Consider the following 15,315-nt stretch of genomic DNA (forward strand, 5'->3'; position numbering starts at 1 on the left):
ATTCTTTACAGCCCCATATACTCCTGACGTACCATCAGGACGTAACTCCCCTTTAGGGGGTTTGGGGGCTCACCACTGTTCCCATCAAAGTAGCAGTAGTACACCTATCAACCAGTACGTTTACATACTGACCTGGCTTATAATTTTCATTAACGGGAAAAACAACAACTGTATTCTGATCGCTTCTTCCCGCGTAGTCTTTATCCGATTTTTTTGAAAAACCTTCTATCAATACCTTTTGGGTAGTGCCAACCAGTTTTTTCAAACGCTCGTGCGAGTGTTCCTGTTGTTTGGCTACCACTTCCTGCAGGCGGCGCTTCTTTACAGCATCCGGAATATCATCGGCATAACGTTTAGCGGCAAGTGTTCCCGGCCTTTCGGAATACATGAACATGTAAGCAAAATAAAATTTTACATGATCCATCATGCTCAAAGTATCCTGGTGCTCTTCTTCTGTCTCGGTGCAAAAACCGGTTATCATATCCGTTGAGATGGCACAATCCGGGATGATGCGGTTTATTGCAGCTACCCTTTCCATATACCATTCGCGGTTGTAAGTACGGTTCATTAATTTCAATACCCTGCTGTTACCCGATTGAATAGGCAGGTGGATATAGTTGCAAATATTCTCGTACTTAGCTATAGTATACAGCACATCGTCGGTTATATCCTTTGGATGCGAGGTCGAGAAACGAACCCTAAGCTCAGGGCTAATCAAAGCAACCATCTCCAGCAAGTTGGCAAATGTTACATCGCCAGCCTCGTGTTGTAAAGGCTGAACTTCGGTTAAGTCCTCTCCAGACGCTAGTACTTTGTCCAGCAGATCCATTCCGCCCAAAACCGGCTTTTCACTTTCGGTTTTAGCGATATCTTTCTCCGTAGATTTCCATTTGTACGAATCAACGTTTTGACCGAGCAAAGTCACCTCGCGGTAGCCTTTGTTAAACAGGTCTGTGCATTCGGCTACTATAGATTGCGGATCACGGCTGCGTTCGCGGCCCCGGGTAAATGGCACCACGCAGAAGGAACACATATTATCGCAGCCACGCATTATGGATACAAACGCATTAATACCATTGCTATTTAAACGCACCGGACTGATGTCAGCGTAGGTTTCCTCACGCGATAGAAGCACGTTCACGGCTTTTTGCCCGCCGCCAACCTGCTCAATTAAATTCGGCAGATCGCGGTAAGCATCGGGGCCTACAACTACGTCAACCAGCTTCTCCTCTTCTAAGAACTTCGATTTGAGGCGTTCGGCCATACAGCCCAATACACCTACTACCAGGCCCGGGTTCCTCACCTTAGCTACAGTAAAATCTCTTAACCGGTTACGCACACGCTGTTCAGCATTCTCGCGGATAGAGCAGGTGTTTATAAAAATAACATCGGCAGTTGTATAATCAGATGTGGTTTCAAAGCCCTGTTCCGATAAAATGGAAGCTACTATCTCGCTATCAGAGAAATTCATGGCGCAGCCATAACTTTCAATGTATAATTTACGGCCGTTATTGTTAATTGCCTTTGGTTCTAACAATAAGGCTTCACCCTGCCTGCTTTCATCATGTGTTTTATCCGGAACAACCAAATCCATCATCATTGTAAAAATTAGTCTGCAAAAATACATAAAAATTAAATACAGCGTGACATATTGGCAGTTATTTTAGTTTTGATTTTAAGTTGATTAAGTTAGAATGGGTTGAATAGGTTGATTGACTTAGGTTTAAACAGGGCTTATTTCCATGCTTGCCAATAAAATTATACCTAAAAATAATAACACAGATATTTAAGGCGTTTTCAAATCAGGGCCATCGATTTAAAACGGGAGCCTACCGTATCATTTTTCAGCTTTTTATATATGGGATTGTTTGACGGGTTGAAACAAAGTGTTGGTTTCAGCAAAAAACAGAGATAAAAGTTAATGTACCTGTCGCAAAAGTTAGTATTTTGCTGCACAAGTATAATACGTGTAAAAAAGACCGTAAAGCACGGCGGGAGGCCAGGAAGTGGGCTAATAAGCAAAAAAGGATTCTCTTGAAAAAGTAAAGCAAAACAATGGCAATTAATGGCGCTTAAATATTTACAGCACAAGTGGCAAAAAATATCCCTTGTTATCTTCCTGGTGTTTACTGTGCTGATATTGATACTGGCTTTGTTTGTAAACAGTTATTGGTCGCCGATACTGGAAAATAAAGTTAAGGACATCGTTACAACAAGCAGCGACAGCCTGTATACCGTAAATTTTTCGTCTGCCGAACTGCATGTACTTCGCGGAACCATTGTTATCAATAACATTGACTTAAAGCCCGACACCGCAATATATAACAGCAGGAAGAACCACCATATTGCACCCAATAACCTGGTTGAACTGCACATAAAAAAGCTGGTATTATCGCACATCCATCCCTTTAGTCTTTATTTCAGGCACAACCTCAATATTGGCAGGGTAATGCTTTATAACCCCGAACTATACATAAGCTTCCAGTTAAACCACGTTCGCGATACCGTGCTTAAGGACAGGCGAACGGCCTGGCAAAAAATCAAAAAAAGCCTTAACTATATTCATATCGGCGATATATTGATGGGCGATGTTAAGTTTAAGTATACCGATAATTCGGGACACAAAATAGCCATCTCCGAATTCAAGGAAATGAACCTGAGCGCACACGACTTATTAATAGACTCAGCCACTCAAACAGACAAATCCCGGTTGCTTTATTGCAAGGATATAACTGCCGAGCTTAATAATTATAAAGGGAACACCTCAAGCGGACTATATTCCTATAGTATCAATTCGCTAAAACTGTCAACTTCCAAATCGCAGCTAACCGCGCTCGGTATAAATTTAAAACCTGCAAGTACCGATGTGTTTTTTTCCAGGACCCACAGGGACCGTTTCACGCTGCGGCTTGATTCGGCGCAACTTAACAATTTCGACTTCTTAAATTATCATAAATACCGCATTCTTACCGGGACAAGGCTTACTATTAGCGATGGTTCGTTCCAGGTGTTCGCCAACCCCAACCATTCGTCAAAAAAAGAAAACATGGTAAAAAGTTTCCCCAATGCCGCTATCGATCGAATCGGTGACGATATAACCCTTGATACTGTTTTGTTCAGGCGAATGAACGTAATCTATAACGAATTTAATACAAAGTCGAAACAAGCGGGTTCGTTATCCTTTAATAATACCAACGGAACTGCCTTAAACATCACCAACAATAAAACGGCACTGCAAAAAAATAGCAAGTTCAATATAAAGCTTACCAGCTATTTTATGAACCGCGGCAAGCTCAGCACTGAGTTTAACTTTAACCTTACCGACAAGGATAACGCATTTAATTATAAGGGCACACTGGGGCCAATGAAATTACAGGCGCTTAATCCCGCAGTAATGCCGTTGGCTATGCTCAAGGTTAATGGCGGCACGCTGCAGCAATTCAGTTTTGACATTATTGCAAACAACGCTGTAGCAAAAGGAAGAGTGGAAATGCTGTACAGTGATGTAAAGGTAAGTTTGTTAAAGGCTGATACAACGAACGATAAGTTAAAAAAGAAGCTGATAGAATCGTTATACGCCAACATTTTCATACTTAAACATAACAATCCTGATAAGCCGGATGAACACCCCCGCGTGGCTTTTGTACAATATACGCGTCCGCCCGAGAAAGCTTTTTTTAGCTCAGTATGGCAAACGCTGCTCAGCGGGATAAAGCCATCTGTTGGGTTAGATAAAAAAACCCAGCAGGCCATTGTAACAATGCAGGATCAGCAGGCTGAAAATAAGCGCGACCACCAGGAACGAAAGGCCGAACGGCTAAAGCGAAAGGCGGAACGAAAGCTAAAGAAGGAATTGAAGAAGTCCGAAAATCAGTAAAGACCGAGAAGCCTGGAAGATTTAGAAATGTCCAAGCCAATGCAGCTTCTTCGGACTTTTCCGACTTCCGGACTTTCGGACTACAAAAGAATCTTTCCTCCCCGTGCAACATTTTCCAGCACAAGTGCATCTTATCATTAAAGCATTAAACTAAATAATTATGAAAAGATTAGCTTATACCATTTTTGCAGCTGTATTGATGGTTGCTACAACATTAACAGCGTCGGCGCAATCGCAGGAAACACGCCAGGTTTCAGGATTTCACGCTATTGCATCAGGTGGCTCCTTTGATGTACATGTAAAAATAAACGGGACTGAAAGCCTGAAAATAAGCGCGTCAAGCGAGGCGATCAAAGAAATTGAGACTTATGTTAAGGATGGTAAACTCCGCATTAAATTTAAGGATGATCATGAAAATGCTGATTATGGCAGAATAGACATTTATATCACCGCAAAATCGCTTTCAGAACTTGATAACGCCGGCTCCGGTTCAATTAGCGTCGACGGAACTGTTAGCGGCGACCGTGTAAACATCTCCATAGCCGGTTCAGGAAGTGTTACATCGTCTGTTAAAGCGGGTGAATTCCATGCTTCCATCGGCGGCTCGGGATCTCTTAAACTTAACGGAACAGCTGACGCATCAAAAATCAACATCGCAGGCTCAGGGGAATTGAATGGAAAAGGATTTAAAACCAGCACTGCGAATGTTACCATAGCAGGTTCAGGCAATGCTTACTTTGGCGCCGATAAAACTATCAAAGCAAATATCGTAGGATCAGGAAATGTTGTTTACTCCGGCAATGCCACATCTGATAGCCGCACCATTGGCTCTGGAAGCGTGAGCAAGGAGAATTAAGCCGAAAGATTAAAGCAAAAAAGCACTTTAATAACTTAATATATATATTTCAAGCTGCCTTAACGGGCAGCTTTTTTGTGTCCTTACACTCACTATCTCCATCACGTCATTGCGAGGAACGAAGCAAACTCTGCACAGGATAATCAATGAAGCTTTATGTTGTTGTGACCTTACAGCCCCTGACTGCACGCCATAGTATTATTGTTCCCTGATTTGCATAGTTTAGAGTTTGCTTCGTTCCTCGCAATGACGCGCGGGAGTGGCTACTGCAACAACAGCTTTAAATTAATTCCAAAATTGGTAAACGCCGTATTAAATGTTTGCGAGGTATATGGCCGGGTGATGTTAGAGTCGTAGAAGATGTTGAGGTTAAAGCGTTGGTTGATCACATAATCTATCGACGGACGAACGGTAATATTTTGTGCGCCTGATGATATTTCAGCCGCCTGCACATCGGCACGGTAGATGAGCGTTTTCAAATCCTGCAAAGAAAAATCAACCTTAAAGTTTACATCATTATCCTGCTTGCCGCTGAACAAGCCAAACGGGAACCTGAAATTTTTTGTATGATAACCCCAGCCGAACACGAGGTCGCGTTCATTTTGCTGGGCAAGCTGGCTGTTCAGCATGCTCAGGCTTAACGACCGGCTCTGACGATATTCAAAATTACCGGTCATGTTATTTTTAAACCGTGCCGACAAACCTATCAATGGCACAAATTGCTCGAAAATAGTAACCTGCGAAAACTGGTAGAATGGCAAAAAGTCGTTATTGGCATCCCTTGAGCTTACTGCGCCATTAGTTGCCTGGTACTGTAATAAGGTTGTAAAACCCGATACGCTATAAGTAGACCGATAACCGTGCGTTACATCAAATGAATCAAACATGTCCATAAAGAACGGTACGTGGCTTAACCCGTTATAGGTTATCTGCCAGTTAGGAATTGGAATATTGGGAAACTGGCTAAGGCCCGATTTGCTTGCATCCTTGCCGGTATAGGCAGCAAGAAACGCCGGTACCAGTACGTTTTGTGAATTTGCGCTGTAACCATCTGTAAAGCCACCGACAGGCGCTGCGGTTGAATTAGGATTAAGCTTGCCTAACCGTTGCGAAATAACAGCCCTGTCGTCCAAAAACTTCTGGAACGTTGGCGAAGTGTTGTCTACACCCTTTGTTTTCTTAAAAGCAGTATTTATGGTCAGATAGGAAACGGTATAATCACCGGAAGTTACCGGGTTAAGGTTTTGAATGTTGTTTGATCCATCAAGCGATTTAAAGGTGGTTTGATAGGTATGATTCTGCGTTTTAAAGGCCTGCAGTTCTATCCTCAGGTATTTAACCGGCTCAAAGGTTCCCTTCAGGTGCAGGTCTTCATTCAGCGTTTTTACGTAAAGTTGGTTCTGAAGCGTGTCCGTACTTATCCAGCCGTTGGCAACTGCCTTTTGTCTTAGGTCGGTCTGGCTGCCTAATAAAAATCCTATGCCCGGAGCGCCATAGCTCAAATCCTCACCTAACAAGTTTGATTGCGGCAAATAGCCCGGGATAAATGTACCCTCGGTACGGGTGTAGGTACCGCTCAGATTTTTGATGGTGGTCAACAGGCCCACAAAAAATTTGGTTACGCCGTTTGTATTGTCGGGGCCCATCGCCCTTTTTATAAACTTGAACTTGTTATAAAACTGATCGAAATTTAATGTTGGGTTCAGCTGGATGGTGCGCGAGTTCTGGATACTGTTGCCCACATCATACTGCGGATCGTTTATTGCAAACAGCGGTTGGGTTTGCCAGTTAAAGTGCGTGCTGTAATGGGCAATCATGCTTGTCCAGTCCATACCCGGTATTTTGGCAAGTGGCACCGTGTAGTTAAAGTTTATGGTATGATTATAGTTGGTGTTGCGGCCCAGGTGCAGCAAATTGTTCCAAAGCGTATCAATTTTCAACCCGTTTATGCGCCCGGCGGGTTCGTCAACTGTCGAAAGATTGGTAGCATCGATATCCATAGTGAGCGATTTCGACAAGTTCCAGCCAATCCCATAAACCCTTGTAATATTAAAGGTTTTGTTAAACGTGGTTGGGATAGGAATAAAGTTATTCGGGTCGTTATTGCGCAAAGTGTTTTCCGAATAAAAACGATCGAAGCTGATGCTGAAGTTTAAACGCGTCGGCAGGATGCTGAAATTAACATCGCGCAGGAGCGCCAGCAGGTTATTTTTTATCAGTTTGGAAAAGGGGCTATAATATTTAGGTTGATTGGTGTAATTATAATCCAGCTCAGCCTTATAGGTTTTCTCCAGGTCGTTCTGTGTGGTATTATCATGGTGCTGGTATTCTGAGTATGAATAGGTAGCATTAAAGTTCGATACATCCCATATATGTGGTTTAGCCTTGGTGTCGGTTTTGGCTATATGCACGTTAGTGAAGCTGAAACTCTTTCGAAGTGTATAATCTTGCGCAGCATTTTTTATCGAATCTCGTTTCCTGGAATCACTGGTAGCGTTAAGTGTTTGTTTCAGGGTGATATCTGGCGATGATGGATCATACTCAGGTGTGCTCACCTGCGATGACACATTGATATAAGTCGGGATATGTACCCCTGCCTTATCAGGAAAGAACTTTCCGAGCTCTAAATTTGCGGCCACATCATAAACCTGGGTATCATACAGGCTCCGGTCTGCCAACCTGGAGTCGAGGGTACCAAAGCCCACGGTGGTTTTACTGCCTGATACGGTTATATCAGCGAAATCGGCAAGCTTGGCATCAACCCTTGCAGTTGCGGCCCAGCCTCCCTTTTGGTCAAAATCAGTAAGGCGCAACTCGTCAAACCACAAGGTTCCATCCTTGTCGAGGCCGTCGTCATTACTGGCGTTCGATGCCGGCTTTAAGGGGTTACGAACACCCAGCATTACCGCTGTAAGCCGGCTCAAATCCGGCTGCCCTACAATTGTGATCTTATTGTGCCCGTCAGAAACCGTGAACGGCATAGTCAAAGGCCACGGTTTACCCTGGTACTTGGCATTGTTACGGGCAAGCTTAGCCGTTGTAAGCAATGATAGCTGCAGGTCAAGCTCATTTACATCGGGCCAGATAGAGGTTGGGGCCGAGGTTCCCGGCTGGGTTATTTTAAGCGGAATTTCGTATTCGTAGTAGTTATCTACATAGTCAACTCCAAGGCGTATAAATGCGCTCAGGTCATTATCCTTTAACTGCGTACCCTCTGCGTGTATAAACATTTGCATGGTTTTATACTTGCGCAGATCGTTATTAAATAACCTGAATGCGGCCCGGGAATAGCCATCACGTAATGCTGTAACTTTTAACGACAGCGATTGCTCGTTCAGCTTTGTGTTGGTCTGAATGTTGTTATAGTCAGTTTGACGGGTAATGCCCGGCGGAACCACATACGGGATTGGCTGGCGGTTACCGTTCTCTTCAATGTTTACAGTTTCCACATCCAGTACAGAATTATCAAGCGGCGGATTAACTATCGATGGATCGGCAATCACATTGTTTGGATTGTTCTCGGTGTTAAAGGCGCGCCACTCACCGCGTACCAGTTGCAATGAAGCAAAACGCAAAACTGCTGTATCCGCAAAATTTGTCATGAACATGCGCATATAGCGGATGGACTTAAAATCCTGGATGCCGCCGATAGCCTGCTGATATGAATTAATGGGCACCCTGAACTGGTACCAGGTAACTTGCTCTGTATTTCCGTTTGCCAGTTTAACGTTTGAGGTAACCTTGTCACTGATAAAGTTCTTGCCTACAACCAGGTCAGTTGGTCGCATGGAAACTTTGTATTGAAAGTACTCATCGTCCTGGTCCATGTTGTTGTCATGGTTGATGTCTTCACCATCGGGTATTGAGGTGGATGCAGATGTTTGTAATCCCAACAAGGCCTGAGATTGTTCGGCTGTTGGCGAGTTACCATCGGTACCGTTATACCTGCTGTAACGTTGTAAGATGCCGGCGGCGGTTTTATCAAGCTCAGGCCCCTGGTAATATTGGTAGTCATCCGAAGATGGATCCGCGGCAAATGCTGTTCCCGCAGCCGAATTGAGCTGGCCTTTAATTTGAGTAACCACACCCGAGAACTTCTTTTGCTCGTCGGCATCATTTAACCCATCAAGGCCCACGTCCTGCAGTTTACGCGATGAGGGATTATTATCGAATGAGTTTACAACCGGCTGCAATTTTGATACCCGCCCCCAGGCAGTTTCATCAATATTGCTTAAATTTCCATCAACAGGCAGTCCATTTTCAAGGCTCTTACGCCCGTCCTTTAATATATCTTCAGAGATGTTTCCAAGGTTAAAATATAAATCACCACCGGTTGAGTTTGTCTTGTAAGTGAATGGGTCCATCACCCAAAACTCTATGTACTGTACATTTAGCGATTCAAAGTCATTGGCATTTATTCCGCGAACTATCCCACCCCATTTACCCTGTGGATTTTGCATCGTACCGTCTACATTGAGCCCGCTTGTTCTGAAGTTATATGGCCCTCTCACCATTGGATAATAGGCGAGGTCTAAGGTAGCAATGTTCAACGGCTGCCCTGTAGGCGACTGCTTATAGGGATAAACTTCATTTTGCAGGATCTGCCTTACATAGTTGTTTGATAGCTCGTTGCGGCTAACCGGGATTTTGCTGGATCCGGTGTAAAATACAGGGTCGATATTATAAAAGGCCAGCCGGGCTCGGTTATAGCCGTAACTCAGGTCGTTAAATGATTGCGACTCCGGGAATTGTGGCATCTGCGGCGTTCCTGAAATCTGCCAGCTGTTAGCGCTCTTTACGTCGATGACTGATTGACTGTTCTCGAAATCGTCGAGATAGGAGGTTCCGTTCTTTGATCCCGCGAAATTCAGGATCGATGGGCTACCGGGCAGCAATTGTGCGAATTCACCATTGAAGCTAATTGACGAGGGCGCTTTGGTATGAATAAACGGGATCTTATCAACCAGGCGGGTCAGCAACCGGGAGTTGGCGTTATAGTTAACATCGAACCCATAAATAGTGTTCGAGATCGATTCCTCTCCGATAATTTCATTTTGGGTGATAGGCTGCTCCGTCAAGTGCATAATGGTTGCGCCAATGTTCAGGTTATCATTTACCTTGTAATCAAACCTCGACCCAAATAATGATTTTTGCTGTACGCCAAACAGTTCGTTGTTCTCAACCTTTACCGTAATAGGTTGGCCTGATGAAAGTAAGGCTGTGTTGAGGATCCTGATCCGGCCTGCACTATAATCAATGGTATAATCGGTGCCCTCCACCAGTGTTAACGTTCCCGCATTTACAATCACAGATCCCTGCGGAATATTAACCGCATTCAACTGGTATTCCGACCCGCCCGTTGCTGTGTAGGTACCTTTAATGAGGTACCTGTTTAACTGTGGAAAGAATTGCTGCGCGATGGTTTTGGTCGAATCGTATAATTGCTGGTAAACATAGCGCTTGGCCAGGTCCGTTTCACTGGCCGTAAATTGTTTAGCAAGATCGGAGCCAAAAGGTTCCAATTCCGGGAAAATGATCCGCCCGTTTTGTGAGTCGATAGTTATCCCCTCTAAAAAATCGAAATAACCGTCCGGCTGCTTGTTCTGTTGCTGATCGAGGTTATCCAGGTTGGTGAGCTGGATCCAGAGCTTGCTCTTGGTGTTCTGCCCCTCCTCCATAACGGTTTTTTCAATGCCGGATTTATCGTCCAACCGGGTTACGGTCAATTTAAAATCCTTAGGCGCAACCTGGAATGAGTTTAACGAGTAAATGTTCTTCATCATCAGCTTCCAGGTTGGCAGGCTGGTTTTGAGCAGTTGGTTTTTCAACAGCTTTACATATAAAACCTTTGGATTAACCGGGTCAACCGGCACATCGCTCGAAAACTCACCCACCTGGTATTGCACACCGTTGTAGGTATATTGGTAAGCCACTGCCAGCACCTCGTCGTTATTTAACGGGTAATTTAGGGAAATGTAGCCCAGTTGTGGATGAAGTGTAAACTCCTTAGCAGTTAATTTACGCGCATAGGTCAGTTTGCTATAGTTATCGGAGCCACCGGTATTTTTAAAGTAGCTGCCTATGGTATTTTGCGGATCGTTTGTTAAACGGGTGGCGGCCGGTAAATTTGCAAGCAGCGTGTTTGACTGCTGCGGGAAACCCGGGCCTTTAAAACCTGCCGGCAAACCAGAATAAGCCGGCCCGCCATGAACCAGTGTTTTGTTGTATGGCGTGTTTTCGCCAAGGTCCATCATTGCAAGCACATCCCTTGAATCAGTAGTGGTATTGGTGCGGTTGGTGGTCCAGACCTCAATTTTTGTAATGTTTATGTTTGATGAGATGATCGGGATATTGGATAACGCCTTGTTATAATTATTCCGGAAAAACTGCGATAAAAAGTAGTGACGGTTGGCTTCATAGTCGGCAGGGGTAAATTTAAACTGTCCCTGCTGAGCGCCGTTTGTAATGGTAATTGTTTTTGACTGCGACCGCTGTTGCGAAAAAATGGTAGTAACATCCAACCGGCCAAACTTCAGCTTCGTCTTTACGCCAAACAGCGCCTGGCTACCGGTTATCAGCGTAGTGTTTAACGGCATACTTACCGTACCGGCCTCTATCTTTTGAATGATCTCATCAGGCTTGCCCGTATAATCCAGCTTTATTTGGTTCTCAAACTGGAACTGCGCATCGGTATTATAGTTCGTGGTAATCTTTAATTTATCACCTATGTTGCCCGTTACATTCAGCTGGATCTTCTGATCGAAATTAAAGTTGAACTGTGTACGCTGCCGGGTATTAAACAAGGGGTTTTCGTTCTTATTTATTTGCCCGGTAAGGATCGCCTCGGCAGAGCCCTGCGGCCTGATGTCGATGGTCGAACCTCCGAAGATCTGGTTGAACGTTTGGCTCCTGATCTTCAAAGGTGGGATAAATCCCGGCTGTTGCGACTGGTAAGCATAGGCGTCAGACGCTTGCTTAAAGTTTTCACGCAGATTTTCCCGTTCCTTTAAACGCAGGTATTCGTCAAACGTAAGATATTGCGGAGGACGCCACAGCAGGTTACCAACCCGCTCATACAGCACGTACCTGTTTGTTATGGCATCGTATTCAATGGTACGAACAAGGTTTATCGGGTCGGTATTAAAAACTCCCTGGCGCAGGCGCTGGTTGTTTGACTCATCGACCTTCGCCGGAATCTGAACTTTAGCAGAATCGGCCTTTTTACCTGTCGTTGGTTGTTGTGCAAAAGCAACCTCCACCCCGCAAAATGCGAAGACAAAGGATAGCATTAAAACAACTTTCCAGGTAAAAAATCTAATCAAGCTTGTTAAAAATTAACGTAATTATAAACTTTTTAAGGCCGCTTTAATCAACTGTTCAACAGTTAAATCGCCGTTATTTTTATTAATTTCCTGGTCAATAGTTTTTTCTGCAACGTTGCGGGCAAAACCCAGCATCACCAGGGCAGATAAGGCTTCCTCACGCACTGTTTTGTTTAACGGAACTGTACTTAAAGTATCCGATCCCTCCTTTTTCAACTTGTCCTGCAGCTCCAGTATAACTCTTTGCGCCGATTTTGGGCCTATGCCCTTGATCCGCTGGATCAATGAAACATTCCCGGAAATGATGGCATTCTGAATTTCCTCCGGCGTAATTGATGACAGCATCATTCGCCCGGTGTTAGGCCCTATCCCCGATATGGAGATCAGGTGCAAAAACAGGCGCCGCTCACCCTCGTCAATAAAGCCATATAATGTGTGGGCATCCTCCTTTACGTGCAGCCAGGTAAAAAGCTTGCAGCGCTCGCCGGCGCCCAATTTTGAATACGTGTTAAGTGAAATATTGATGTGATAACCCACTCCCCCGGCATCTATCACCACAAAGGCAGCGCTTTTAAAAACTAACTTACCGTCGATATAAGCGTACATATTTATTCTTTAATTATTGATAAGTTAAAAGCGAAAGGTAAAAGGTTTTTTACTGTTTCTGAAAAAAATCTTTTACCCAAAACATATTATATTTTGATATTAAAGAACAAACGTTTTTATATGATTTAAGAAACATCCGGCCGCTAATTCCAGGCGAAAGATATAAGGTTTTTCGACAGATTCGGGTTCAATACTATTAACAAATTAACATTTTATGTTAAAGCATTACAACGCACAGTAAGGTATTTTATTATGGAATGAGGACTTGCAAGCTTTTGAAAAATTTAGCAGCCGCCAGGTTCTCATTCCTGCTGAACTCACCCGGCTTTTTCCTGGGCATCAACTACGGCAATGGTGATCATATTTACTATTTCACGCACCGAGCTGCCCAGTTGGAGCACGTGTACCGGCTTCTTTAATCCCAGCAAAATAGGCCCCACTGCCTCAGCGCCGCCTATTTCCTGCAATAATTTATAAGCAATGTTACCCGATTCAAGATTCGGGAAGATCAATGTGTTTGCAGGCTTGCCCTTCAATGTCGAGAATGGAAAATTATCGGCAAGCAGATCAGCATTCAATGCAAAGTTGGCCTGCATATCACCATCGATTATCATCTCTGGGTATTTTTCATGTAGGATCCGAACAGCTTCCCTTGTTTTCTCAGGAATAGGCCCCTGGTTTGATCCAAAGTTTGAATAGGAAAGTATGGCAACCCTTGGGTCGATATTGAATTTCCTGACCGACTTTTCGATCAACACCGTAACATCAACCAGGTCCTGTATAGATGGGTTTACATTAACCGTTGTATCGCCAAAAAATACCGGCCCCTTTTTGGTGATCATCATATACATACCTGCCACCCTGCTCACACCGTCTGCGGTACCGATAATATGCAGCGCCGGTTTTATGGTGGTCACATAATCCTTGGTCAAGCCGGAAATTAAGGCATCTGCCTCTCCAAACTGCACCATGCAGGCACCGTAGTAGTTACGGTCGTGCACCAGTTTTTTCGACTCATAAACCGTTACACCCTTGCGCTGGCGTTTTTTGTATAAATATTCAGCATATTCATCCAGGCGCTCACAGTTTTCGGCTGGGTCGATAATGGTTACATCGCCCAATTCGATGTCAAACTCCTTCATTATCTGTTTTATCCGGGTAACATTTCCCAGCAAAATAGGTGTGGCTATCCCCTCTTCCTTAACAATCTGGGCAGCTCTTAAAATTTTATAGGTGTCCGCTTCCGCAAATACTATTCGTTTTGGGTTTGATTTTGCTTTGTTTGTAAGATTGCGTAACAGCTTATCATTGATGCCTATCCGCATCCTTAGTTCTTCGGTATAGGCATCCCAGTCGGTTATTGCCTTACGGGCTACACCAGATTCCACTGCTGCCCGCGCTACTGCTGATGAAACTTCGGTGATTAGCCTTGGATCCATCGGCTTGGGAATAATATAATCCTTACCGAACTTTAAATTGGTGGTATTGTAGGCAAGATTAACCGCCTCAGGGATTGGCTTTTTCGCCATTCCGGCTATAGACCGGACTGCAGCAATCTTCATTTCTTCGTTAATGGCAGTCGCCCTTACATCAAGCGCACCCCTGAAAATGTAGGGGAAACCCAAAACGTTATTTACCTGGTTCGGAAAATCAGAACGACCGGTGGCCATAATGATATCCTTACGCGAATTAATTGCGAGGTCGTATGCAATCTCGGGCTCGGGGTTTGCCATTGCAAAAACCACCGGATTTTTCGCCATGCTCTTCAACATGTCGGGAGTAACTATATTACCGGCAGAAAGGCCAACAAAAACATCGGCATTCTTCATTGCCTCGGCAAGTGTCTTTATATCGGTACGGGTGGTGGCAAATTCAAGCCTTATTTCGTCAAGGTCGGTACGGTTCGGAGTTATTAAACCATTCACGTCAAACATCACCAGGTTTTCCCTTTTAACACCCAGGGCCAGGTACATTTTTGAACAGGAAACTGCGGCAGCACCAGCACCGCTAACCACCATTTTTATTTTATCAAGCTTCTTTCCCTGGATCTCGCAGGCATTGATCAATGCTGCACCGGAAATGATCGCCGTACCGTGCTGGTCATCGTGCATCACGGGAATCTTCATCTCGGCCTTTAGCCTGCGTTCAATTTCGAAACAGGTTGGAGCAGAGATATCCTCCAGGTTGATGCCGCCAAAAGTTGGTTCCAGCGCCTTTACAATGTTTACAAATTCATCAACCGTTTTTGCATTTACCTCTAAATCGAAAACGTCGATATCGGCATAAATTTTAAACAGCAGGCCCTTACCTTCCATAACCGGTTTACTTGCCTCGGGCCCAATATTACCCAGGCCCAAAACTGCCGTACCGTTGCTGATTACACCAACAAGGTTACCCTTTGCTGTGTATTTGTAAACATCTTCGGGGTTGTTGGCAATTTGCAGGCAGGGCTCAGCCACACCGGGCGAATAGGCCATGCTCAAATCACGCTGCGAGTTGGTGGGTTTGGTAGGTACTACCTGTATTTTACCGGGGCGTCCCTTTGAGTGGTAATTTAACGCGTCCTGGTTACGGGTGGTGGGTTTGCTCATCTTCTCAGTTACTGGTCAGGCCGCAAAATTACGGATAAAGCTGAAAGGACGAAGATTAATTTC

At 44.4% G+C, this 15,315-nt stretch carries 6 protein-coding genes; 2 read left to right on the forward strand and 4 right to left on the reverse strand.

All coding sequences use genetic code 11. The features are described 5' to 3' along the window. Window positions 1–52: 52 nt before the first annotated feature. Window positions 53–1,597: a MiaB/RimO family radical SAM methylthiotransferase gene (locus KXD93_RS12395; protein WP_258138078.1), complete on the reverse strand. Its 1,545-nt coding sequence runs from the start codon at window positions 1,595–1,597 to the stop codon at window positions 53–55. A gap of 468 nt (window positions 1,598–2,065) precedes the next feature. On the opposite strand from KXD93_RS12395, the gene KXD93_RS12400 reads away from it, so the two are divergent. Further along, a complete protein-coding gene (locus KXD93_RS12400) occupies window positions 2,066–3,877 on the forward strand; it encodes a hypothetical protein (protein ID WP_258137428.1) in 1,812 nt (603 codons plus the stop codon). 160 nt (window positions 3,878–4,037) lie between these two features. Next, window positions 4,038–4,733 carry a head GIN domain-containing protein gene (locus tag KXD93_RS12405; RefSeq protein WP_258137429.1) on the forward strand — a complete coding sequence of 232 codons (696 nt, stop codon included), beginning with the start codon at window positions 4,038–4,040 and terminating at the stop codon, window positions 4,731–4,733. Between the two features lie 263 nt (window positions 4,734–4,996). Here the strand turns inward: KXD93_RS12405 and sov are convergent, their stop codons facing one another. From sov to KXD93_RS12420, 3 genes are all read right to left on the reverse strand, one after another. Continuing rightward, complete coding sequence (gene sov, locus KXD93_RS12410; RefSeq protein ID WP_258138079.1) at window positions 4,997–12,022, reverse strand: T9SS outer membrane translocon Sov/SprA; 7,026 nt, start codon at window positions 12,020–12,022, stop codon at window positions 4,997–4,999. A 54-nt stretch (window positions 12,023–12,076) separates the two neighbouring features. Further along, the gene (ruvA, locus tag KXD93_RS12415; protein ID WP_258137430.1) at window positions 12,077–12,661 is read right to left on the reverse strand and encodes a Holliday junction branch migration protein RuvA; all 585 of its coding nucleotides are present in this window, start codon (window positions 12,659–12,661) and stop codon (window positions 12,077–12,079) included. Between the two features lie 317 nt (window positions 12,662–12,978). Beyond that, on the reverse strand, window positions 12,979–15,252 hold the full coding sequence (locus tag KXD93_RS12420; protein WP_258137431.1) for an NADP-dependent malic enzyme: 2,274 nt from the start codon (window positions 15,250–15,252) through the stop codon (window positions 12,979–12,981). Window positions 15,253–15,315: the final 63 nt, after the last annotated feature.

Source organism: Mucilaginibacter phenanthrenivorans (assembly GCF_024721155.1).
Lineage (GTDB): Bacteria > Bacteroidota > Bacteroidia > Sphingobacteriales > Sphingobacteriaceae > Mucilaginibacter > Mucilaginibacter phenanthrenivorans.

Coding starts and splice junctions, on each gene's coding strand:
- ruvA (WP_258137430.1), bottom strand. CDS start 12,661: ATGTACGCTTATATCGACGGTAAGTTAGTTTTTAAAAGCGCTGCCTTT.
- sov (WP_258138079.1), bottom strand. CDS start 12,022: ATGCTATCCTTTGTCTTCGCATTTTGCGGGGTGGAGGTTGCTTTTGCA.
- KXD93_RS12395 (WP_258138078.1), bottom strand. CDS start 1,597: ATGATGGATTTGGTTGTTCCGGATAAAACACATGATGAAAGCAGGCAG.
- KXD93_RS12420 (WP_258137431.1), bottom strand. CDS start 15,252: ATGAGCAAACCCACCACCCGTAACCAGGACGCGTTAAATTACCACTCA.
- KXD93_RS12400 (WP_258137428.1), top strand. CDS start 2,066: ATGGCGCTTAAATATTTACAGCACAAGTGGCAAAAAATATCCCTTGTT.
- KXD93_RS12405 (WP_258137429.1), top strand. CDS start 4,038: ATGAAAAGATTAGCTTATACCATTTTTGCAGCTGTATTGATGGTTGCT.